The sequence below is a fragment of the Mycolicibacter sp. MU0083 genome, from assembly GCF_963378075.1.
Lineage (GTDB): Bacteria > Actinomycetota > Actinomycetes > Mycobacteriales > Mycobacteriaceae > Mycobacterium > Mycobacterium kokjensenii.
In genome coordinates, this window is the sequence record NZ_OY726394.1 from 2,370,719 (window position 1) to 2,391,994 (window position 21,276).

The 21,276-nt window shown below is 69.3% G+C and carries 21 protein-coding genes; 3 read left to right on the plus strand and 18 right to left on the minus strand.

Annotated features, from left to right (window positions below; all coding sequences use genetic code 11):
* Nucleotides 1-22 precede the first annotated feature (22 nt).
* Entirely contained in the window at nucleotides 23-697 is a 675-nt protein-coding gene (locus RCP38_RS10890; RefSeq protein ID WP_308472987.1) for a B-4DMT family transporter, read from the plus strand.
* On the opposite strand, the gene aroQ is transcribed toward RCP38_RS10890, so the two are convergent.
* The 13 genes from aroQ to RCP38_RS10955 form a co-directional block, all read right to left on the minus strand.
* Nucleotides 694-1,128: a type II 3-dehydroquinate dehydratase gene (gene aroQ / locus RCP38_RS10895; RefSeq protein ID WP_308472988.1), complete on the minus strand. Its 435-nt coding sequence runs from the start codon at nucleotides 1,126-1,128 to the stop codon at nucleotides 694-696. The two genes, RCP38_RS10890 and aroQ, sit on opposite strands and share 4 nt — an antisense overlap.
* Nucleotides 1,125-2,222, minus strand: a complete 1,098-nt coding sequence (gene aroB / locus RCP38_RS10900; protein ID WP_308477209.1) for a 3-dehydroquinate synthase — start codon at nucleotides 2,220-2,222, stop codon at nucleotides 1,125-1,127. The genes aroQ and aroB overlap by 4 nt, the downstream gene beginning before the upstream one ends.
* A gap of 5 nt (nucleotides 2,223-2,227) precedes the next feature.
* The gene (locus RCP38_RS10905; protein WP_308472989.1) at nucleotides 2,228-2,839 is read right to left on the minus strand and encodes a shikimate kinase; all 612 of its coding nucleotides are present in this window, start codon (nucleotides 2,837-2,839) and stop codon (nucleotides 2,228-2,230) included.
* Between the two features lie 6 nt (nucleotides 2,840-2,845).
* Nucleotides 2,846-4,063 carry a chorismate synthase gene (gene aroC / locus RCP38_RS10910; RefSeq protein ID WP_308472990.1) on the minus strand — a complete coding sequence of 406 codons (1,218 nt, stop codon included), beginning with the start codon at nucleotides 4,061-4,063 and terminating at the stop codon, nucleotides 2,846-2,848.
* Nucleotides 4,064-4,187: 124 nt separating this feature from the next.
* Entirely contained in the window at nucleotides 4,188-4,517 is a 330-nt protein-coding gene (locus RCP38_RS10915; RefSeq protein WP_308472991.1) for a hypothetical protein, read from the minus strand.
* A gap of 192 nt (nucleotides 4,518-4,709) precedes the next feature.
* Nucleotides 4,710-5,138 (minus strand): prepilin peptidase, encoded by a 429-nt coding sequence (locus RCP38_RS10920; RefSeq protein ID WP_308472992.1) that lies wholly within the window; start codon nucleotides 5,136-5,138, stop codon nucleotides 4,710-4,712.
* 10 nt (nucleotides 5,139-5,148) lie between these two features.
* Nucleotides 5,149-5,985 (minus strand): shikimate dehydrogenase, encoded by an 837-nt coding sequence (locus tag RCP38_RS10925; RefSeq protein WP_308472993.1) that lies wholly within the window; start codon nucleotides 5,983-5,985, stop codon nucleotides 5,149-5,151.
* Nucleotides 5,963-7,216 (minus strand): endolytic transglycosylase MltG, encoded by a 1,254-nt coding sequence (locus RCP38_RS10930; RefSeq protein ID WP_308472994.1) that lies wholly within the window; start codon nucleotides 7,214-7,216, stop codon nucleotides 5,963-5,965. The genes RCP38_RS10925 and RCP38_RS10930 overlap by 23 nt, the downstream gene beginning before the upstream one ends.
* Entirely contained in the window at nucleotides 7,209-7,733 is a 525-nt protein-coding gene (ruvX, locus tag RCP38_RS10935; protein WP_308472995.1) for a Holliday junction resolvase RuvX, read from the minus strand. Before ruvX ends, RCP38_RS10930 begins: the two co-directional genes overlap by 8 nt.
* Nucleotides 7,730-10,435 carry an alanine--tRNA ligase gene (gene alaS / locus RCP38_RS10940; protein WP_308472996.1) on the minus strand — a complete coding sequence of 902 codons (2,706 nt, stop codon included), beginning with the start codon at nucleotides 10,433-10,435 and terminating at the stop codon, nucleotides 7,730-7,732. The genes ruvX and alaS overlap by 4 nt, the downstream gene beginning before the upstream one ends.
* Before the next feature lie 122 nt (nucleotides 10,436-10,557).
* Nucleotides 10,558-11,466 (minus strand): HpcH/HpaI aldolase/citrate lyase family protein, encoded by a 909-nt coding sequence (locus tag RCP38_RS10945; protein ID WP_308472997.1) that lies wholly within the window; start codon nucleotides 11,464-11,466, stop codon nucleotides 10,558-10,560.
* 25 nt (nucleotides 11,467-11,491) lie between these two features.
* Nucleotides 11,492-12,676 carry a CaiB/BaiF CoA transferase family protein gene (locus tag RCP38_RS10950; protein WP_308477211.1) on the minus strand — a complete coding sequence of 395 codons (1,185 nt, stop codon included), beginning with the start codon at nucleotides 12,674-12,676 and terminating at the stop codon, nucleotides 11,492-11,494.
* 8 nt (nucleotides 12,677-12,684) lie between these two features.
* A complete protein-coding gene (locus RCP38_RS10955) occupies nucleotides 12,685-14,046 on the minus strand; it encodes an LLM class flavin-dependent oxidoreductase (protein ID WP_308472998.1) in 1,362 nt (453 codons plus the stop codon).
* Between the two features lie 69 nt (nucleotides 14,047-14,115).
* Between RCP38_RS10955 and RCP38_RS10960 the strand changes: the two genes are divergently transcribed.
* Nucleotides 14,116-14,787: a GntR family transcriptional regulator gene (locus tag RCP38_RS10960; protein WP_308472999.1), complete on the plus strand. Its 672-nt coding sequence runs from the start codon at nucleotides 14,116-14,118 to the stop codon at nucleotides 14,785-14,787.
* On the opposite strand, the gene RCP38_RS10965 is transcribed toward RCP38_RS10960, so the two are convergent.
* From RCP38_RS10965 to RCP38_RS10975, 3 genes are read right to left on the minus strand one after another with little or no spacing between them, the layout of a single operon-like run.
* The gene (locus RCP38_RS10965) at nucleotides 14,768-16,123 is read right to left on the minus strand and encodes a replication-associated recombination protein A (RefSeq protein WP_308473000.1); all 1,356 of its coding nucleotides are present in this window, start codon (nucleotides 16,121-16,123) and stop codon (nucleotides 14,768-14,770) included. The genes RCP38_RS10960 and RCP38_RS10965 overlap by 20 nt on opposite strands.
* A 48-nt stretch (nucleotides 16,124-16,171) precedes the next feature.
* On the minus strand, nucleotides 16,172-17,293 hold the full coding sequence (locus RCP38_RS10970) for an NDMA-dependent alcohol dehydrogenase (protein WP_308473001.1): 1,122 nt from the start codon (nucleotides 17,291-17,293) through the stop codon (nucleotides 16,172-16,174).
* A 40-nt stretch (nucleotides 17,294-17,333) separates the two neighbouring features.
* The gene (locus RCP38_RS10975) at nucleotides 17,334-18,173 is read right to left on the minus strand and encodes a DUF3097 domain-containing protein (protein ID WP_308473002.1); all 840 of its coding nucleotides are present in this window, start codon (nucleotides 18,171-18,173) and stop codon (nucleotides 17,334-17,336) included.
* Nucleotides 18,174-18,590: 417 nt separating this feature from the next.
* Here RCP38_RS10975 and RCP38_RS10980 point away from each other — a divergent pair, with 417 nt between their 5' ends.
* The gene (locus RCP38_RS10980; protein WP_373692338.1) at nucleotides 18,591-19,019 is read left to right on the plus strand and encodes a transglycosylase family protein; all 429 of its coding nucleotides are present in this window, start codon (nucleotides 18,591-18,593) and stop codon (nucleotides 19,017-19,019) included.
* A gap of 6 nt (nucleotides 19,020-19,025) precedes the next feature.
* On the opposite strand, the gene RCP38_RS10985 is transcribed toward RCP38_RS10980, so the two are convergent.
* Both RCP38_RS10985 and aspS read right to left on the minus strand, forming a co-directional pair.
* The gene (locus tag RCP38_RS10985; protein WP_308473003.1) at nucleotides 19,026-19,439 is read right to left on the minus strand and encodes a PaaI family thioesterase; all 414 of its coding nucleotides are present in this window, start codon (nucleotides 19,437-19,439) and stop codon (nucleotides 19,026-19,028) included.
* Nucleotides 19,440-19,487: 48 nt separating this feature from the next.
* Nucleotides 19,488-21,257: an aspartate--tRNA ligase gene (gene aspS / locus RCP38_RS10990; protein WP_308473004.1), complete on the minus strand. Its 1,770-nt coding sequence runs from the start codon at nucleotides 21,255-21,257 to the stop codon at nucleotides 19,488-19,490.
* Nucleotides 21,258-21,276: the final 19 nt, after the last annotated feature.

Genomic DNA, 21,276 nt, shown 5'->3' on the forward strand with positions numbered 1-21,276 from the left:
GTACTCGCTACGCTGTGCGTCCATGAGCAAGTGGTTACTGCGCGGGCTGGTCTTCGCTGCACTGATGGTCGTGTGCCGCCTCATCCAAGGTGTGCTGATCAACGCCTTCGAATCGCACGTCGGTCTGATCAGCCTGACGCTGATGCTGCTGTTCGCGATCGGCGTGGCGGTGTGGGGCTACTCGGACGGCCGGGCGGACGCCAAGGCCAACCCCGACCCGGACCGCCGCGACGACCTCGCGATGACGTGGCTGGGTGCCGGGCTGGTCGCGGGACTGCTCAGCGGTTTCGTCTCCTGGATCATCGGCCAGTTCGACAAGGCGCTCTACATCGCCGAGTTCTACAACGAGATGACCAGCTTCGCGGCGTTCACCGCACTGCTGATCTTCGCGACCGCGGTGGCCGCGGTGGCGGTGGGCCGTCGCCGCGTCGACAAGGAGTACGAGAAGATGCCGGTGCGCCACCACGGCCTGGCCGCCGACGGCGAGGCGGCACCGGAGACCGATGTGTTCGCCACCGTCGGCGCTCCCGCTGCGGTCGCCGAAGATGCCACCGCCGCGGCGCCGACCGATGCGGGTGCCGCCGCGGACGCGACGCTGGCCGCACCGGCCGCGGGATTCACCACCGAGGAGTTTCCGTCCGACACCGAATCCACCACCGAGTTCCCGGTGATCAAGGACGACGGGTCGCAGGCTTAGCCGGTCGACTCGGCCAGGTGGCGCAGCGCCAGCAGGTAACCGCGCACCCCGAGTCCGACGATCACCCCGTCGGCGATCGGGCTCAGGTAGGAGTGCCGCCGAAAGTCTTCGCGGGCATGCACATTGGAGATGTGCAGTTCGATCAGCGGCGCCGTCAGTTCGGCGCACGCATCACGCAACGCGACCGAGGTGTGGGTCAGGCCACCGGCGTTGAGGATCACCGGTTCGGCGTCGTCGGCGGCCTGATGGATCCACTCGAGCAGTTCGGCTTCACTGTCGCTCTGCCGTACCAGAACCTCGACGCCGAGGGCCGCCGCTTCGCGTTCGATCATCGCCTTCAGGTCGGCATAGCCGGTGCTGCCGTAGACGGCCGGTTCACGCCGGCCCAACCGCTGCAGGTTGGGGCCGTTGATGACGTTGATCCGGTTCATCGCCGCTCCAATCGGAATCGCCGACCCACCTCGTCGTAGGCGGCGGCCAACAGCATCGGGTCGGGTCCTTCCAGCCGGCCCGGCTTGGCCAGTCCGTCGAGCACCACGAACCGCAGCACACCGGCGCGGGTCTTCTTGTCCCCCACCATGTAATCCAGCAAGGCGGGCAGCGCGTCCTCGTAGTAGCTGACCGGCAGTCCCAGCGACAGCAGAATCGACCGGTGCCGGTCCGCCGTGGCGTCGTCGAGGCGCCCGGTGATGCGGGCCAGTTCGGCCGCGAACACCAGACCGACCGAGACCGCGTCGCCGTGCCGCCACTGGTAGTGCTCCAAGGCTTCGATCGCGTGCGCCAGGGTGTGTCCGTAATTGAGGATCTCCCGCAGGTCCGACTCTTTCTCGTCGGCGGCGACCACCTCGGCCTTGACGGTGATGGCCCGGCGGATCAGCTCGCCGAGTACCTCGCCTTCGGGGTCCATCGCCGCCACCGGGTCGGCTTCGATCAGATCCAGGATGACCGGGTCGGCGATGAAGCCGGCTTTGACGATCTCCGGCATGCCCGCGACGATCTCGCGTTTGGGCAGGGTCTCCAGGGTGGCGAGGTCCACGACGACGGCGGCGGGCTGGTGGAAGGCGCCGACCAGGTTCTTGCCCGCCTCGGTGTTGATGCCGGTCTTGCCGCCGACGGCGGCGTCGACCATCGCCAGCAAGGTGGTGGGTACGTGCACCACCGAGATGCCGCGCAGCCAGGTGGCCGCGGCGAACCCCGTCACATCGGTGGCGGCGCCGCCGCCGAGGCTGACCAGGGCGTCGCGGCGGTCCAGGCCGATGCGGCCGAGCACGTCCCAGATGAATCCGAGGACCTGCAGCGACTTGCCGTCCTCGGCGTCCGGGATCTCGATGCGATGCGCTTCGATCCCCTTGTCGGCCAAGAACTCTCGGACGCCTTCGGCGGTGGCCTCCAGCGTCGGCTGGTGCAGGATCGCGACCTTGTTGCGCCCGGCGAGCAACCCGGCGAGATCACCGAGCAGGCCTTTGCCGATCACCACCGGGTAGGGCGGATCGGTGGCCACCGTCACGGTGATCGGGTCGGGAATCTCGGTCACTTGCGTCCTCCGGTCTGTCGTGCCGCCAGTGTGGCGGGGGTGGGCGGCATGCCCGCGGGAGTAGGTGGTGCGGCCTGTCGGTCAGCGCTGTCCTCGGTCGGGCCGGCGTCCAGCCGAGCCACGATATAGCGCACGACCGCACCCGGGTTACGCCGGTTGGTGTTGACCCGGATCGTCGCGAGCCGCCGGTACAGCGGCACCCGCTGCGACATCAGCTCACGGAACTTCTCGGCCCGGCCGGGCCCGGCCAGCAAGGGACGCGCGGTACTGCCGCTGGTGCGTCGCACGCCTTCGGCGGCGCTGATCTCCAAGAACACCACCGTGTGTCCGGCCAGCGCCTCGCGGACCCCGGGTGTGGTGACGGCGCCGCCGCCGAGCGACAGCACCCCGGAATGTTCGACCAGGGCCGCCCGGATCACCTCTTCTTCGATCCGCCGGAATTCCGCTTCGCCGTCGGTGGCGAAGATATCGGCGATGCTGCGGCCGGTGCGGGCCTCGATGGCCGCATCGGTGTCGAGCATGTCGACGTCGAGGGCCTTGGCCAGCCGCCGTCCTATCGTGGACTTGCCCGCTCCGGGCAACCCCACGAGAACCGCTCTGGGGGGCATGCGCTGTTACCCCGATGCCCGGGCCCGGTCGCCCAGCGGTCCGCGCTCGGCCACGGCGCGACGGTAGGCCTCGATGTTGCGTCGGGTCTCGGTCAGCGAGTCGCCGCCGAATTTGGCCAGCGCGGCGCGGGCCAGCACCAGCGCCACCATCGCCTCGGCGACCACCCCCGCGGCCGGCACCGCGCACACGTCGGAGCGCTGGTGGATGGCGACCGCCTCCTCACCGGTGGCCATGTCGACGGTGGCCAGGGCCCGCGGAACGGTCGAGATCGGCTTCATCGCCGCGCGCACCCGCAACGGCAGCCCGTTGGTCATGCCGCCTTCGAGCCCACCGGCCCGGTTGGTGGAACGCACCACTCCGTCCGGGCCCGGATACATCTCGTCGTGCGCCGCGCTGCCGCGTCGCCGTGCGGTGGTGAAACCGTCGCCGATCTCGACGCCCTTGATCGCCTGAATGCCCATGATCGCGGCGGCCAGCTGACTGTCGAGCCGGTCATCCCCGCTGATGAAGGAACCCAATCCGATCGGCAGGCCCGAGACCACCACTTCCACCACCCCGCCGAGAGTGTCGCCGTCGGCCTTGGCGGCCTCGATCTCGGCGATCATGGATTCCTCGGCGGCCCGGTCGTAGGCCCGCACCGGGCTGTCGTCGATGGCGGCCAGATCCGACGGCTGCGGCGGCGGCCCGTCGTAGGGTTCGGAGGCACCGATGGAGATCACGTGGGAGATCACCTGGACACCCAGTGCCTGGTCGAGGAACGCCCGCGCGACGGTTCCCGCGGTGACCCGGGCCGCCGTCTCGCGCGCGCTGGCCCGCTCCAGTACCGGGCGGGCGTCGTCGAAGCCGTATTTGAGCATCCCGGCATAGTCGGCGTGGCCGGGACGCGGCCGGGTCAGCGGCGCATTGCGGGCACCGCCTTCACTGTCCAGCACGGCCGGGTCGACCGGGTCGGTGGCCATCACGGTCTCCCACTTGGGCCATTCGGTGTTGCCGATCTCGACCGCGATCGGCCCGCCCAGCGTGACCCCGTGCCGTACGCCGGAGAGCACGGTCACCGCGTCGGCCTCGAACTTCATCCGGGCACCACGCCCGTAGCCCAGTCGCCGACGGGCGAGTTGGGCGGCGATGTCAGCAGAGGTGATGTCCACTCCGGCGACCATGCCCTCGACCATGGCCACCAATGCACGACCGTGTGATTCCCCGGCGGTTATCCAACGCAACACGTGTCCCATCTTCCCATGCCCGTCATGCCCGCCCGGGCTTGGAGGACGTTACGGTTGCGCACCGCACGCCGGTCGGGGCCGCGCCAGACGAAATTCGCTGCGGCCCGCAGTCCTGCGACCAGGTTCAGGAACCGTTGTTGCGGATCAGGTAGGTGACCGCATCCCGGCCGTTGCTCGGCGAGGTCACCGCATTGAGTTGACTGCCCGCGTTGCCGACCACGCCGTCGAGGATCGACTCGAAGTCCTGCGCCGAGGCCGGCGCATCGATCAGCACCAGCGCGGCATCGCCCTGCCCGGTCGACTCGCTCGGGTCCAGCAGATACGCGCCGAAGGCGTCGCCGTTGGCCGAGACCTGCGCAAACAGGTCCAACCACTGCACGTCGGAGTCACTCCCCGCCACGCTGGACAATTGCACCGCCGAAACCTGCACGTCGGGCAGCGACGGTGACGCCATGCGCTCCGCCAGTAAGGCGCCGCTCCCAACGACCGCAGCAGCGACGAAACCCCCGATTACAGCTCGCTTCACGGTCACCCCCCGTTTTGTCTACACCCCAGTCATCAGTTCAATAGTGGAATATTACCTAAAAATGTGCTGAGCGGCAAACCATTTCTGGCAATGTCACATTAGGCATTAATTTACGTCTACTCAGCACATCCCCAGCACCGCCGCCACTGCGCTGGCCAGACACATCGCCGGCCCGTGCGGCACCGTCCGTCCGCGGCCCGCGCCCACCGAGACCAGGGCCCACACCCCGGTCAACAGCGGCGCGCTCACCGCGGCCAGCACCCACAGGTCGGCCCCGAAGGCACCGGTCAGCGCCCCGAGCGCGGCGGCGAGCTTGACGTCCCCGGCCCCCAGCGCGGCCGGCGCGATCAGGTGGACCAGCAGATATGCCCCGCTCAGGGCGGCCCCGCCGGCCAGCGCCGCCAGACCGTGTCCGGCAACCGCCGCCGCGACCGGCACCGCCGCCGCCGCGGGCAGCGTCAGCCGGTTGGGCAGTCGGCGCTGCCGGATGTCATAGCCGCTGAGCAGCACCAGCCAGCCCGCCACCAGCAGCCCGACCGCCCCCACCATGGGGCCATGCTCAGCCGAGGTCGGCGACCGCGCAAGTCATCGCCTCGCGCGGAGCGGACCGACCGGTGAACAACTCCACCTGAGCGAAGGCTTGATGTAACAGCATCTGCAGGCCGCTGATGACCGTGCCACCGGCAGCGCCGACCGCGCCGGCCAACGGCGTGGGCCAGGGATCGTAGATCGCGTCCAGCAGTACCGGGACTCCGGCCAGCAACGGCGCGTAGCGGGCTGCGACATCGGCCGGCAGCGTGCTGACCAGCACCGCGGCGGCCGCGGCGGCCTCCTCCAGCGCGGGGCTGTCGAGCGCGCAGAACTGCGCTTTCATGCCGGATTCGGTGGCCAACGCCACCACCCGGGCCGCGTTGTCGGCGTTGCGGGCGGCCACCGTGATGTGGTCGATGCCCAACTCGGCCAGCGCCACCACCGCGGCGGGGGCCGTGCCGCCCGAACCCGCCACGATCGCCGACCCCGACAGCGGGCCGGCAGACCCCAACGCTCCGCTCACCCCGTCGACGTCGGTGTTGTCGGCCAACCAACCGGAGGCGGTCCGCACCAGCGTGTTGGCCGATCCGACGCGTTCGGCGCGCCCGGTCCGTTCGTCGGCGAAGGCCAGGGCGGCGAACTTGCCCGGCATGGTGACCGAGACGCCGATCCATTCGGGCCCGAATCCGGCGACCAGCGCCGGCAGGTCTTCGGCGGTGCACTCGATGCGGTCATAGGTCCAGCCCGGCAGGCCGAGGGCCCGGTAGGCGGCCAGATGCAGCTGCGGCGAGCGGGAGTGCGCGATCGGCGAACCCAGCACCGCGGCGCGGCGCGCGGCCGGGTCAGCGGGAACTGTCGAGGACACCGTTGTCCAACGCCATCTCGATGTTGTTCAGGTGTTGCTGATAGTTGTGGGTGAACAAGGTGGTGCCGTCCTTGTCGATGGTCACGAAGTACAGCCAGTCCCCGGGCTCGGGATGTTCTGCGGCGTGCAACGCCTCCGTACCCGGTGAGCAGATCGGGGTGGCCGGCAGTCCGTCGGAGGCGTAGGTGTTCCACGGCGTGACCTTGGCTCGGTCGGCGTCGGTGGTCGCCACTTCCTGGCGGTCCAGCGGGTAGTTGACCGTGGAGTCGAACTCCAGCCGCTGCGGCTCACCCAGCCGGTTGTCGATGACCCGGGCCACCTTGGCGAAGTCGTGTGGGAGGGCTTCGCGTTGTATCAGCGACGCCACCACCAGCAGCTCGTAGGGGGTCATGCCGAGCTGTTCGGCGGTGGCCGGCAGCCCGGACCGGTCCAGTTCCGCGGCACTCTGGCGGATCAGCTTCGCCAGCACGGTGGCGGCCGGTGCGGTGGGGTCGACGTTCCAGGTGCCCGCGGTGATCAGTCCTTCGATGCGGCGGTGGTCGCGTCCCATCTTGGTGACCGGGCCGACGGCCCACTCGGGCACCGCCAGGGTCTCCAGCGACTCCGTCTCGGCCGCCCTCTTGAGGTCCTTTGCGCTGAGACAGTGCCGCTCACCGTTGAGATCGAGGCAGCTGGCGTCGGCGATCAGGGAGAAGACGCCCGCAGTGACCCGATCGGTCTTCATGTCGGTGGTGTCGTCGAGTTGGCGTCCTTCGGGGATCACCAGTTTGCCCACCCGGTTCTGCGGGTCGATCAGCTGCGCCACCGCGGTGGCGGCCGGGATCTCGGCACGCAACCGATAGAAGCCGGGCTGGATGGCGGCGATGGCGGCGTTGCCGTCGGCCGCATCGAGGAAGGTGGCGACGCTGGCGATCACCCCGGCCTCGAGCATGGTCTCGGCGATCGCGGTGGTGAAGTCACCCTCGTGCACCTCGATCAGCACCTGCTGGCCACCGTCCCCGGTGAAGTCGACCGGTGGTCCGTCGGCATGCCAGAGCTTCGAACCGAGAAAGACCGCCCCGATCACCGCCAACGTGACCAGCACGGCACCGAGGACGCCGACCGCACGACGGCGCCGGGTGAACTGGCGACGGCGCCGGTTCTCCCGGGCACGCTCGGTCCGGCTCATCCGCCGGCGCGGCGGCCCGATCGCTTCGGGTTTCGCCCTCGTACTGGGTCCGTCGTCAGACATCGTCGTCCTCCGTGCGAGCCGCCGGGGCCACCGCCCGGCGCTGGTCGAGCCAGCTCTGCAGGATCGTCACCGCCGCGGCCTGGTCGATCACCGAACGCTGGCGTTTGGACCGCATCCCCGCCGCGTGCAGGTCCCGGGCCGCGCTGACGGTGCTCAGTCGCTCGTCGGCGAGCCGGACCGGGGCGTGCCGCTTGCGGGCCCTCAGCACGCGGGCCAGTTCGTCGGCCACCGAGATCGCGTCCTCGGCCGCCGACCCGGCCCGGTCCGCCAGCGTCCGCGGCAGTCCCACCACCACTTCGACGACGTCGTATTCGTCGGCCAGGTCGGCCAGTCGGCGCAGGTGCGATCCGGATCCGTGCCGGCGGACGGTCTCCACCGGAGTCGCCAGCAGGCCGTCGGGATCACAGCACGACACCCCGATGCGCACGCTGCCCACATCCACTCCGAGTCGGCGGCCACGGCCGGGATCGTCCGGCCCGCCTGGTCGATCCGGGGTGCGATGGTGGGGTGAGGTCACGCCGGGGCACTCCGGGCGACCGCCGCACGCACCGCCGCCAATGCGGCGTCGATCCCGGCGGAGTCCTTGCCGGAGCCCTGCGCCAGGTCCGCTTTGCCGCCCCCGCGGCCGGCTACCGCCGCCGCCAGGTCCTTGATCAGAGCGTCGGCGCGCAGCCCGAGGTCTTGGGCCGCGGCGGTGGTGGCGACCACATAGGGAACGCCGCCCTGCCCGTCCGACGGCGGGTCGGCGATCAATGCGATCACCGCGGGCTGCTCGCCCAGCTTGCCGCGGATGTCGCCGACCAGCGAGCGCAGGTCGCCGCCGCCGATACCACCGGCCATCCGTTGCGCCACCAGTCGCACGTTACCGACTTGTTCGGCGCCTGCGGCGGCATTTGCGGCGGCCGCGCGCGCGTTTGCCAGCCGGGCCCGGTCCAGTTCCTTCTCCGCGGCGCGCAGTCGGTCCACCAGGTTCGCCACCCGGGCGGGGACCTCCTCCGAGGGCACCTTGAGCGACGAGGCCAGGCCGGCCATCAGTGCACGCTCCTTTGCCAGGTGCCGGAACGAGTCCAGTCCGACGTAGGCCTCCACGCGCCGCACCCCGGAGCCGACCGAGGATTCGCCGAGGATGGTGACCGGCCCGATCTGCGCCGAGTTGGTCACGTGGGTGCCGCCGCACAGTTCCAGGGAGAAGGGGCCGCCGATCTCGACCACCCGGACCTTCTCCGGGTACTTCTCGCCGAACATCGCCATCGCGCCCATGGCCTTGGCCTTCTCCAGGTCTTCGATGGAGGTGTGCACGTCGAACGCGGCCAGCACCGCCTCGTTGGTGACCTCCTCGATCTGGCGGCGCTGGTCGTCGCTGAGCGCGCCCTGCCAGTTGAAGTCGAACCGCAGGTAACCCGGACGGTTCAGCGATCCGGCCTGAACCGCGTTGGGCCCCAACACCTGTCGCAGCGCCGCATGCACCATGTGCGTGCCCGAATGCCCCTGGGTGGCGCCCTTGCGCCAGGCCTGATCGACGGCGGCGATCACGCCGTCGCCCTCGACGAATTCGCCGGACTCGACGGTGACGCGGTGCACGAACAGCGTCTGGGCGATCTTCTGGACGTCGCTGACCGCGGCTCTGGCGGCTCCACCGGCGCCGCTGATGCTGCCGGTGTCGGCGATCTGGCCACCGGACTCGGCGTAGAGCGGGGTGCGATCGAGCACCAGCTCGATGCGATCGGCGGTGGCGCCGTCCTCGTGGGAGACCACCGGAACCCGCTTGCCGTCCACAAAGATTCCCAGAACCGTTGCCTCGGAGGACAGTTCATCGAATCCGGTGAACTCGGTCGGGCCGGCGTCGACCAGTTCGCGGTAGGCGCTCAGGTCCGCGTGGGCATGCTTGCGGGCGGCGGCGTCGGCTTTGGCGCGGGCCCGCTGCTCGGCCATCAACTCCCGGAAGCCGCCCTCGTCGACGGTCAGGCCGGCTTCGGACGCCATCTCGAGGGTCAACTCGATCGGGAATCCGTAGGTGTCGTGCAGGGTGAACGCATCGGTACCCGACAGCACCGTGGAACCGGATGATCTCGTCGCGGTCGCCGCGTCGTCGAACAGCCGCGAACCCGAGGCCAGCGTGCGGTTGAAGGCGGCCTCCTCGGCGACCGCGATCCGGTTGATCCGGTCGAAGTCGGTGACCAGTTCCGGGTACGACGGACCCATCGCGTCGCGGACGCACGCCATCAACTCCCCCACGATCGGGGTGTCGATGCCGAGCAGTTTGGCCGCCCGCACCACCCGGCGCAGCAACCGCCGCAGCACATAGCCCCGGCCGTCGTTGCCGGGGTTGACCCCGTCGCCGATCAGGATGGCCGCGGTGCGGGAGTGATCCGCGATGATCCGGTAGCGCACATCGTCGGCGGCGTTGCCGGTGTCATAGCCGCGCGGCGCCCGCGCTGCCACCACATCGATCACCGGACGCACCAGGTCGGTCTCGTAGACGTTCTGCACACCTTGGAGCAGGAAGGCGACCCGCTCGACGCCCATGCCGGTGTCGATGTTCTGGCGCGGCAGCGGCCCGAGGATCTCGTAGTCGTCCTTGGAGGTGCCCTCGCCGCGCTCGTTCTGCATGAACACGAGGTTCCAGATCTCGATGTAGCGGTCCTCGTTGGCGACCGGACCGCCGTCGATGCCGAACTCGGGACCCCGGTCGTAGTAGATCTCCGATGAGGGGCCGCACGGCCCGGGGATTCCCATCGACCAGTAGTTGTCGGCCATGCCGCGACGCTGGATGCGCTCCATCGGCAGTCCGGCGATCTCCTGCCACAGGGCGATGGCCTCATCGTCGTCGAGATAGACGGTGGCCCACAGCCGTTCCGGATCCAGGCCGTAGCCACCGTCGGCGACGCTGCCCGTCAGCAGTGTCCAGGCCAGCTCGATCGCGCCGCGCTTGAAGTAGTCGCCGAACGAGAAGTTGCCCGCCATCTGGAAGAAGGTGTTGTGCCGGGTGGTGATGCCCACCTCATCGATGTCCGGGGTACGGATGCACTTCTGGATGCTGGTGGCGGTGGCGTAGGGCGGGGTGCGCTGCCCCAGGAAGAACGGTACGAACTGCACCATGCCCGCGTTGATGAACAACAGGTTGGGGTCGTCCAGGATCACCGACGCGCTCGGCACCTCGGTGTGGCCCGCCTTCACGAAGTGATCGAGGAAGCGTTTCCTGATCTCGTGTGTCTGCACTGTCTATCGCTTCCCGCCGTCGCGCCCGTTTAACGGCACTACAGTACCGGGCTGCCCGGCGGACGCCGTGCAGGCAAGGAGCCTCGGTCGATACCGGCCCCGTTCCCCCCGCGGGAAGGCCCCTACCCCCCGTTGATCAGCGCGACCCGGTCCAGGGTGCGCTGCGCCATCTTCACGTGGGCGGCGTCGACCAGGACGCCGTCGACCCCCACCGCGCCCAGCCCGCGGGCCTCGGCCTCGCGATAAGCGGCCATGTTGCGCTCGGCCAGCGCGACCTCTTCCGGTGTCGGCGAGAACACCGCGTTGGCCACCGGGATCTGGGTGGGGTGGATCGCCCACTTGCCGGTGTAGCCGTACAGCGAGGAGCGTCGGGCCTCGGCCTCGTAGCCGGCCAGGTCGCCGTAGTCGGGGTAGGGCGAGTCGATGGCGGCGATGCCCGCGATGCGCGCGGCGACCATCACCTTGTTTCGGGCGTAGTGCCAGAAGTCGCCCGGGTAGTCCCAGACCGGTACGAAGTTGGTGTCCACCCGGGCGCCCTGCGACAGCGAGAAGTCGCCGACGCCGAAGATCAGTGCGTCCATGCGCGGGCTGGCCTTGGCGATCTCCTCGGCGTTGGCCAGGCCTTCGACCTCCTCGATGAGCACCTCGAGGCGGATCCGGCGTTCCAGCCCGAGTTTGTCCTCCAGCTGGGTCAGCAGCAGATCCACCCACCAGACGTCGCGGGCGGTGCAGGCCTTGGGCACGACGATGGTGTCCAGGTTCGCCCCGGCATGGGTGACGACGTCGATGATGTCGTCGTGGCACCACGCGGTATCCAGTCCGTTGATCCGGACCGCGCGCGCGGTGCGCCCCCAGTCCAGGTCGTTGAGGGCGGTGATGACCTTGGCGCGGGCACCGACCTTCTGGGCGGGCGCGGTCGCGTCTTCGAGGTCCAGAAAGACCAGGTCGGCCTCGGATGCGGCGGCACGCGCGAACATGTTGTCGTTGGCGGCCGGCACGGCCAGTTCGGAACGACGCAGGACAGAGCTCATCGGATGGTTCTCCTCGGATCGGTGGTCAGAGCACGCCGCGGGCGTGCAGGTCGTCGATATCGGTTTGGGTGAGGCCGAGCAGTTCGGCGTAGACCTCGGCGTTGTGCTCCCCCAGCCGCGGGCCGAGATGATCGACACGACCGGTCGCGTCGGAGAAGCGTGGCACCGGTGCCTGCACGGTCATGGCCCCGAGTTCGTCGTCGCCGATCTTGACGAAGACCTCACGGTGGGCCAGTTGTTCGTCGGCGACCAGGTCGGTTATGTCGTAGACCGCGGCGGCGGCGACCTGCTCGGCGTCGAAGACCGCCATGGCCTCCGCCAGGGTCTTGGTCGCCACCCAGTCGGCGACCACCCGGTCGACCTCGCGGGCGCGGGCCAGTCGGCGCTGCGGGTCGGAGAAATCGGCGTCGTCGACCAGGTCGGCGCGCCCGATCGCGCGAAACACCCGCAGCGCCAATGCTGGTGAGCTGCCGGACATGGCCAGCCAGCGGCCGTCGGCGGTGCGGTAGGTGTTGCGCGGTGCGGAGATGTCCCACCGGTTGCCGGCTCGGGTCGGCACCAGCCCGAGCTGGTCGTAGCCGAGCAGGGTCTGCTCCAGCAGCCTGGCGAGCGGGTCGATCAGGTTGACGTCGATCAACTGGCCGGGACCGCCGTGTACGTCGCGGTGATACAGCGCCATCATCACCGCGTAGGCGGCGTTGAGCGAGGCCACCCCGTCGGCCAGCATGAACGGCGGCAGGGTGGGCGGGCCGTCTGCTTCGCCGGTGATGTTGGCGAACCCGCTCATCGCCTCGCCGAGGGTGCCGAACCCGGGCCGCTCGCTCTTGGGACCCGACAGCCCGAAGCCGGTGATGTGCAGCATCACGATGCGGTCGTTGACCGCCCGCAGCGCCTCGTAGTCCAGGCCCCACCCGCGCAGGGTCTGCGGACGGGTGTTGACGATCACCACGTCGGCGTGCGCCACCAGCTTGCGCACCAGTTCCTGGCCTTCGACCACCCGCAGATCGGCGGTCACGGAACGCTTGTTGCGCGACACCGACTTCCACATCAGCCCGATGCCGTCGCGCTGATTACCCCAGCCGCGGATCGGGTCACCGGTTCCGGGTTGTTCGACCTTGATGACGTCGGCGCCGAATTCGCCCAGGTAGGTGGCGACCAGCGGGGCCGCCGCCAGGGTGGCCAGGTCCAGCACCCGCACCCCGTCGAGCATCGCGCCGGTCATGCCGGCACAGCAGTCGCTGCCGCGGGCCGGGGTAGACCCAGGTGCTCGCGCAGGGTGCTGCCCTCGTAACGGGTGCGGAACAGCCCGCGGCGCTGCAGCTCCGGGACCACCATCCGGACCACGTCCTCGTAGGAGCCCGGGGAATGCGTTGCGGCCAAGACGAATCCGTCGCAGGCGCCGCCGTTGAACCACTCCTCCATCTGATCGGCGACCTGAGCCCCGGTGCCGACGAAGCGCGGCCCCTGCAGCAGGGTGGCGCGGTGGCCGGCCAGGTCGCGCAGTGTGACGGTATCGCCGCCGATGTGGGCGCGCAGGTTCTGCACCAGTCCGCGGATACCCGAGACCGAGGCGATCAGCTCGTCGGTGATCGGGTCGTCGAGGTCGTGCCGGGCGAAGTCGTAGTTCATCAGCTCCGACAGCAGTGTCAACGACGCCATCGGGTGCACCAGATCGTTGAGCAGGATCTGCTCGCGGTCTTTGGCCTGCGCTTCGGTCTCGCCGACCACCGCATAGGCCATCGGGCAGATCTTCACCGTGGCCGGGTCCCGTCCGGAGTCGCCGATGCGCTGCTTCTGGTCGGCGTAGTGGGCCCGCGCCACCTCGAATCCCGGGTCGCCGGTGAAGATCAGATCCGCCCAGCGGGAGGCGAAGTCACGGCCCCGGCCCGAGGATCCGGCCTGCAGGATCACCGGCCGGCCCTGCGGGGTGCGCGGCACGGTCAGCGGGCCGCGGGCGGAGAAGTACTCACCGACATGGTTGAGTTCGTGCACCTTGGTCGGGTCGGCGAAGATCCCGGCCGCCCGGTCGGCGACGATCGCACCGTCTTCCCAGCTGTCCCAGAGTCCGGCGACGACGTCGAGGAATTCGTCGGCGCGGTCGTAGCGCTCGTCGTGGCTGAGGTGGCTGGCCAGGCCGTAGTTCTGGGCTTCGCTGTCGTTGACCGAGGTCACCACGTTCCACGCCGCCCGGCCACCCGAGAGGTGATCGAGGCTGGCGAAGGTTCGGGCCACGTGGAAGGGCTGGTAGTAGGTGGTCGAGTAGGTGGCGCCCAGCCCGATCTTGGAGGTGGCCTGGGCCAGTACCCCGAGGACGACCGACAGGTCCAGCTTCACCGGCCGCGCCCCGTAGTGCACCGCTTCGGCGACCGACCCGCCGTAGATGCCCGGCATGGCCAACCGGTCGTCGAAGAACATCAGGTCGAAACAGCCCGCTTCGAGTTGCCGACCGATGTGCGCGTAGTAGGACGCGTCGAGGTACCCGTGCTCGGTGGCCGGGTGGCGCCACGATCCGGCGTAGACCGAGGCGTTGCCGGCTTGCATGAAGGCGACCAGCGCCATCTTGTCGGTGCGTTTCGTCATGCCTAAATATCTACCATCTGATATATCAGGTATCAACTATTGAATTTTGTGATGTGTACCATGCATCCCGTGGCGGCCAACAATGTCGACATCGGTGGCACCGTGCGCGAGCGCGCGGCGCGCGAACTGCGCAACCGGATCCTCACCGGCGAGTTGGCGCCCGGCAGCCGGCTGGATCTGGACGCCATCACCACCGAGTTCGCCACCAGCCGCACACCGGTACGCGAGGCACTGCTGGAGTTGTCCTACGAGGGCCTGGTGGAAGTTGCGCCGCGCAGCGGCGTCACGGTGATCGGCATCCGGCCCGAGGACGTGCTGGACAGCTTCACCATCCTGGGCGTGCTGACCGGACAGGCCGCCGCGTGGGCCGCCGAACGGATCACCCCGCCCGAAGTCGAGCACCTGCGCGCGCTGGATGCCGAGGTGGAAGCATTGCGCGGCTCGGAGACCATCGGCGACGCCAATTGGCAGTTCCATCAGGAGATTCACCGGGCCGCGCACTCACCGCGGTTGCTCATCCAGATCCGGCACGCCGCCCGGGTGGTGCCCACGAACTTCCTGACGGTGTTCCCCGAACACGAACGCCACTCACTGGAAGACCACCGCAGGCTGGTCGCCGCGCTGGCCGACGGGAACGCCGACACCGCGCGCAGCATCGCCGAGCAGCACGTGCTGGACGCCGGACGCTCCCTGGCCGACTGGCTTGGCCAGACCGGCCGACTCAGCCCCGCCGGCGGATGATGGCCCGCAGCTTGCCCAGCCGCCCGGCGATCTCGCGTTCGGCGCCCCGGCCGGTCGGCTGGTAGTAGTCCACACCCACCAGCTCGTCGGGCGGATATTGTTGCGGCACAACACCGTCCGGATGGTCGTGGGCGTAGCGGTAGCCGACCGCATTGCCCAGCGACTGCGCGCCCGCGTAGTGGCCGTCGCGCAGGTGCGCCGGTACCGCCCCGGCCTTGCCGGCGCGGATGTCGGCCATCGCCGCACCCAGCGCGGTGGTGACCGCATTGGATTTCGGGGCGGTCGCCAGATGCACGGTGGCGTGCGCCAGGGTCAGCTGCGCCTCGGGCATGCCGATCAGGGCGACGGTCTGCGCGGCGGCGACCGCGGTCTGCAGCGCGGTGGGATCGCCCATCCCGATGTCTTCGCTGGCCAGGATCATCAGCCGGCGGGCGATGAACCGCGGGTCCTCGCCGGCGACCAGCATCCGGGCCAGATAGTGCAGCGCGGCGTCGACGTCGGAGCCGCGCACACTCTTGATGAACGCACTGATCACGTCGTAGTGCTGATCGCCGTCGCGGTCGTAACGCACCGCGGCCTGGTCCAGCGAGCCCTCGACGACCTCGACGGTCACCGGCTCCCCCGTCGTCCCCACCGTCTCGGCGGCCACCTCGAGCGCGGTCAGGGCCCGGCGTGCGTCCCCGGCCGCCAGCCGGACCAGTAGCTCCACCGCATCGGGTGCCACCGTCACCCGCCCCCCGAATCCGCGCTCGTCGTCGAGGGCGCGGCGCACCACCGCGGTGATGTCGTCGGGCCCCAGCGGACGCAGTTGCAGGATGAGTGAGCGGCTCAGCAGCGGGGCGACCACCGAGAACGACGGGTTCTCGGTGGTGGCCGCCACCAGCAGTACCACCCGGTTCTCCACCGCCGCCAGCAGCGCGTCCTGCTGGGTCTTGGAGAAGCGGTGCACCTCGTCGATGAACAGCACGGTCTGCTCGCCGTAGGCGGCCGCACGGCGCGCGGTGTCGATCACCGCGCGCACTTCCTTCACCCCGGCGCTCAACGCCGACAGCGCCTCGAACCGCCGCCCGGTGGCGCCGGAGATCAGTGAGGCCAGCGTGGTCTTGCCGGTGCCGGGCGGACCGTAGAGGATCACCGACGCCGCCCCGGACCCGTCGACCAGCCGACGCAACGGCGAACCCGGCCCCAGTAGATGGTCCTGGCCGACCACCTCGTCGAGCGTCGCCGGACGCATCCGCACCGCCAGCGGCGTGGATGCGGGCGCGCCGGACCCGGTCGGCTCCGGCGCGGGGGCACCGGTCAGGTCGAACAGGCCATCGGACACGGTTTCAGGCATACCACGCGCAGCCGACGTTCGCCCTCACCCACCCTGGGCTGCCGCGGCTCAGCGGTGCACGATCACGCCACGGATATTCTTGCCGTCCCGCAGATCCTGGTAGCCCTCGTTGATCTGCTCCAGCGTGTAGCGGCGGGTGACCAGTTCGTCGAGCTTTAGCTGGCCGGCGTCGTAGAGGCGCAGCAGTCGCACGATGTCGTACTGCGGGTTGGCCCCGCCGAACAGGGTGCCCTTGATGGTCTTGCCGAACAGCGCCAGATGAGAACCCGAGACGTGCACGTCGAGGTTCTCCAGGCGCGCCAGGGCGGCGATGACGACGGTGCCACCCTTGCCGATGGTGTTGAACGCCGCGGTCGTCACCGCCTCGTCGAGGTCGCCGACGGTGATCAGCGCCTGATCGGCCATCTGACCCCAGGTGAGTTCGGCGACCTTGGCCATCGCCTCCTCGGCGGTGGCGAACGCATGGGTGGCCCCCAGTGTCAGCGCGGTGTCGCGCTTGAACGCCACCGGGTCGACGGCCACCACATACTTGGCGCCGGCGTGCGCGGCGCCCTGCACTGCGTTGATGCCGACCCCGCCGACGCCGTAGACCACCACGGTGTCCCCGGCGCGCACCCCGCCGTCGTAGTTGGCGGTCGCCCACCCGGTGGGCACACCGCAGCCGACGAGGACCGCGGTCTCCAACGGCAGCCAGTCGTCGACCTTGACCACCGAGTGCTGGGAGACGGTCGCACGCTCGGCGAAGGTGCCCAGCATGCAAAACCCGCCGTAGTCGACGACTCCGCCGGATCCGGAACGATGGAATCGGAAGGTGCCGTCGGGCATGCTGCCCTCCAGGATGGTGGCGCCCATGTCGCAGAGGTTCTGCCGCCCGGTCGAGCAGTACCGGCAGGAGCCGCAGCTGGGGATGAAGCAGCACACCACGTGATCGCCGGGGGCCACCTTGGTCACCCCGGGTCCGACCTCCTCGATGATCCCGGAGCCCTCGTGCCCGCCGACGATCGGGAAGCGTGCCGGCCAGTCGCCGTCGGCCAGGTGCAGGTCCGAATGGCACAGTCCCGCAGCGGTGTATTTGATCAGCACTTCGCCCGGGCCGGGACCGTCCAGGTCGAGCTCCATGATCTCGAACGGCTGGTTGGGCGCATGTGCCACGGCGGCGATCGTCTTCATGTCGCCATCCAACCGGCTCGGGTGGGTGCACGAACCCGATTCAGCCGGATTGCGTGACGAAGTCGATCAGTTCCTCGACCCGGCCGATCAGCGCCGGCTCCAGGTCCGTCCAGTCGCGCACCCGGCCCCGGATGCGCTGCCAGGCCGCGGCGATGTCTGCCTGTTCGGCGTGCGGCCAACCGAGCGCGGCGCAGATGCCGTGTTTCCACTCGACGTTGCGCGGGATCTTCGGCCAGGCCTGCATCCCGAGCCGCCCCGGCTTCACCGCCTGCCAGATGTCGATGTAGGGATGCCCGACGATCAGTGTGTGCGCACCGCCCGGACCGCGCCGCACCGTCTCGGCGATCCGAGTCTCCTTGGAACCCTCGACCAGGTGGTCGACCAGTACCCCGAGGCGTCGTCCCGGCCCGGGCCGGAAATCGGCCACGATGCCGGCCAGGTCATCGATGCCGCCGAGGTATTCGACCACCACGCCTTCCAGGCGGAGGTCCTCACCCCAGACCTGCTCGACGAGTTCGGCGTCGTGCCGGCCCTCCACGTAGATCCGGCTGGCCAGCGCGACCTTGGCGCGTGCGCCCGCCACGGCGACCGAGCCCGACGCGGTGCGCGCGGGCGCCTTGGGCGCGGCGGGCTTGGGCTCGACGAGGATGACGGGTCTGCCGTCGATCAGATAGCCGGGACCGACCGGGAACCCCCGGGTACGGCCGTGCCGGTCTTCGAGGTCCATCCGGCCGTAGGCCACCCGCACCACGGCGCCGACGAAGCCGGTCTGGGCGTCTTCGACCACCATGCCGCGTTCGAGGGGCACCTCCACGGAGCGGACCTTGCGGGCGGAGTGCGGGTTGTTGGCGAGGATGTCGGTTCCATAGCGGTCGGCCACCCGAGGCAGCCTAACGGCGATGGCGGCGCCCAACCGGGCAGCGCGCCGCGGGGTGCCGCGATCAGACCGAAGCCGCCCGAGCGTGCCGCCGCGGACCCGGATGGACGGCTCTGGCGATTTTCCCGGGCGAACCCGTCGCATCCGTGGACCCGGCTCGGAAAAACCCATTAGCCACTCTGGTCACATTAGTAACACCAGAAACATCAATCACTTAATTACATCTTAATTTCTAAGAGATCTCTCGCAACATACGTAACAATAACAACTTAATTAACTCAAGCATCAATTGTTTACTTTTATCTCAATAAAATCAAACAGCTCATTTGCATCGTTAGATGACCAAAATGTGCAATTTCATCATTAATCGCGTTATGCTCGGAAACCTCACTGATACACAACTATCACGGAGGTCGTGATATGCACCGGAACACGACACGGCGTGTCGTGCAGGCTGGGAAGCGGCGCCTCGACTGGGCCGTGTCCGGGCTGGTCACCGGGGGGATCGTCGGCGCGCTGCTGGCGCCGGCGGGTGTCGCACGAGCGGACACCATGTTGATGGGCTGGGATGCCGTCGCACAATGCGAATCGGGCGGTAACTGGGCCGCCGATACCGGCAATGGCTTCTACGGCGGACTGCAGTTCAAACCGTCGACGTGGCGTGCATTCGGCGGCGTGGGGTCACCGGCGAAGGCGTCTCGCGAAGAGCAGATCGCCGTCGCCAATCGGGTACTCGACGAGCAGGGCCCGTACGCCTGGCCGAAATGCGGTCCGGGAAAGGTATTCCCGTCCTCGGTAAAGGGCTGGGTGCCGCCGGCGATGCGCCAGTTGCTCAAACCATTCTGGTGAGCGCGGCTACCCCGGTTTCGGCGCCAGCACCGCCTGCGTCTGGGTGATCCTGGCGACCGACGTACCGTGCTCGTCGCTGAGATCGGTCTGCACCACGATGGTCGTGCGTCCGACGTGGAGCGGCACGCTGGTCGCCGTCACGACACCGCCCCGCACGGCCCGGAAGAAGTTCGTCTTCGACTCGATGGTCGACGTGCTGGCGCCGTGCGGCAGATTCGCCACGGCACACAGGGCACCGGCGGTGTCGGCGAACGCCATCAACGCTCCCCCGTGCAGGATGCCGCCCGTGGTACAGCGCTCCGGCGCCCACGGCATGGTCGCGCACACCTGCTGCGGTGTCAGGTCATCGACCTCGATCTGCAAGGCGGCCGCGAACGGCATGTTGGCGACGACCAGTCGGGCGAACTCCGCCGAATCCATATCTGACAGCCTCGCCCCGCCGACCCGCCGCTGTCCAGCGGCCGCGGCTCAGCGGGGCTGGGGTGCGGCGTCGATTCCGGCTTCCTTGCGCTGCGCGGCGGTGATGGGCGCCGGGGCGTCGGTCAGCGGGTCGATACCGCCGCCGGACTTCGGGAACGCGATGACCTCGCGGATGGAGTCCACCCCGGCCAGCAACGCCACCACGCGATCCCAGCCGAACGCCAGCCCGCCGTGCGGGGGTGCGCCGTAGCTGAAGGCGTCCAGCAGGAACCCGAATTTCTCCTGCGCGGCCGCTTCGTCGATCCCCATCACCTTGAAGACCTGCTGCTGGACATCGCGGCGGTGGATACGGATAGAACCGCCGCCGATCTCGTTGCCGTTGCAGACCACGTCGTAGGCGTCGGCGAGCACCGCACCGGGGTCGGACTCCACGCTGCCCGCATGCTCGGGCTTCGGCGAGGTGAAGGCGTGATGCACCGCCGTCCACGCCCCGGAACCGACCGCGACGTCGCCCGCGGCGGTCGCGTCACCGGCCGGCTCGAACAGCGGCGGGTCGACGACCCAGGTGAACGCCCAGGCGTCGGGGTCGATCAGGTCCAGACGCCGCGCGATCTCGCCGCGGGCCGCACCCAGCAGCGCCCGGGACGGCTTGGCCGCGCCGGCCGCGAAGAAGATGCAGTCCCCCGGTGCCGCGCCCACGTGCCCGGCCAGCCCGGCGCGCTCGGCGTCGGTGAGGTTCTTGGCGACCGGACCCGCCAGCTCACCGTCCTCACCGATCAGCACGTACGCCAGGCCCTTGGCCCCGCGCTGCTTGGCCCATTCCTGCCAGCCGTCCAGGGTCCGTCGCGGCTGCGACGCCCCGCCCGGCATCACGACCGCACCCACGTAGGGAGCCTGGAAGACCCGGAAGGTGGTGTCGGAGAAGAACTCCGTGCACTCCACCAGTTCCAGCCCGAACCGCAGATCCGGCTTGTCGGAGCCGAACCGGCGCATCGCGTCGGCGTAGGTCATCCGGGGCAACGGCAGTGGCAGGTCGTAGCCGATCAACGCCCACAGGGCTTTGAGGATCTGCTCGGCCACACCGATGACGTCTTCGGAATCGACGAAGCTCATCTCCAGGTCCAGCTGGGTGAACTCCGGCTGCCGGTCGGCGCGGAAGTCCTCGTCGCGATAGCAGCGGGCGATCTGGTAGTAACGCTCCATACCGGCCACCATCAGCAGCTGCTTGAACAATTGCGGGCTCTGCGGCAGGGCGTAGAACGAACCGGGCTGCAGCCGTGCCGGAACCAGGAAGTCGCGTGCGCCCTCCGGAGTCGACCGGGTCAGCGTGGGGGTCTCGATCTCGACGAAGTCCCGCTCGGCGAGTACCGCGCGGGCGGCCGCATTGACCTTGGAGCGCAGCCGCAGCGCAGCGCCGGGGCCGTCTTCACGACGCAGATCCAGGTAGCGGTGCCGCAACCGGGCCTCTTCACCGGCGGACTCGTCGAGTTGGAACGGCAGGGCGGCGGCCTCGTTGAGCACCGTCAGCGCCGTCGCATTGACCTCGATCGCGCCGGTGGGCAGGTCGGGGTTCTCGTTGCCGGCGGGACGGACCTCGACGACGCCGGTGACCGCGACACAGAACTCGGCGCGCAACCGGTGCGCCTGCTCGAGCACCTCGGTGTCCCGGAACACCACCTGGGCCACTCCGGAGGCGTCACGCAGGTCGATGAAGATGACACCGCCGTGGTCGCGTCGCCGCGCCACCCAACCGGCAAGCGTGACGCTGTGCCCGGCGTCGGTTGCCCGCAATGAGCCGGCGTCGTGGCTGCGCAGCACGGAATACCCCCTTTGAGGA

Bases quoted from the DNA above. Each gene is read 5' to 3' on its own strand.
- RCP38_RS10890 (WP_308472987.1), top strand. From the start codon at position 23: ATGAGCAAGTGGTTACTGCGCGGGCTGGTCTTCGCTGCACTGATGGTC.
- aroQ (WP_308472988.1), bottom strand. From the start codon at position 1,128: ATGAACCGGATCAACGTCATCAACGGCCCCAACCTGCAGCGGTTGGGC.
- RCP38_RS10905 (WP_308472989.1), bottom strand. From the start codon at position 2,839: ATGCCCCCCAGAGCGGTTCTCGTGGGGTTGCCCGGAGCGGGCAAGTCC.
- RCP38_RS10915 (WP_308472991.1), bottom strand. From the start codon at position 4,517: ATGGCGTCACCGTCGCTGCCCGACGTGCAGGTTTCGGCGGTGCAATTG.
- RCP38_RS10920 (WP_308472992.1), bottom strand. From the start codon at position 5,138: ATGGTGGGGGCGGTCGGGCTGCTGGTGGCGGGCTGGCTGGTGCTGCTC.
- RCP38_RS10930 (WP_308472994.1), bottom strand. From the start codon at position 7,216: ATGTCTGACGACGGACCCAGTACGAGGGCGAAACCCGAAGCGATCGGG.
- RCP38_RS10945 (WP_308472997.1), bottom strand. From the start codon at position 11,466: ATGAGCTCTGTCCTGCGTCGTTCCGAACTGGCCGTGCCGGCCGCCAAC.
- RCP38_RS10950 (WP_308477211.1), bottom strand. From the start codon at position 12,676: ATGCTCGACGGGGTGCGGGTGCTGGACCTGGCCACCCTGGCGGCGGCC.
- RCP38_RS10955 (WP_308472998.1), bottom strand. From the start codon at position 14,046: ATGACGAAACGCACCGACAAGATGGCGCTGGTCGCCTTCATGCAAGCC.
- RCP38_RS10965 (WP_308473000.1), bottom strand. From the start codon at position 16,123: ATGCCTGAAACCGTGTCCGATGGCCTGTTCGACCTGACCGGTGCCCCC.
- RCP38_RS10970 (WP_308473001.1), bottom strand. From the start codon at position 17,293: ATGAAGACGATCGCCGCCGTGGCACATGCGCCCAACCAGCCGTTCGAG.
- RCP38_RS10980 (WP_373692338.1), top strand. From the start codon at position 18,591: ATGCACCGGAACACGACACGGCGTGTCGTGCAGGCTGGGAAGCGGCGC.
- RCP38_RS10985 (WP_308473003.1), bottom strand. From the start codon at position 19,439: ATGGATTCGGCGGAGTTCGCCCGACTGGTCGTCGCCAACATGCCGTTC.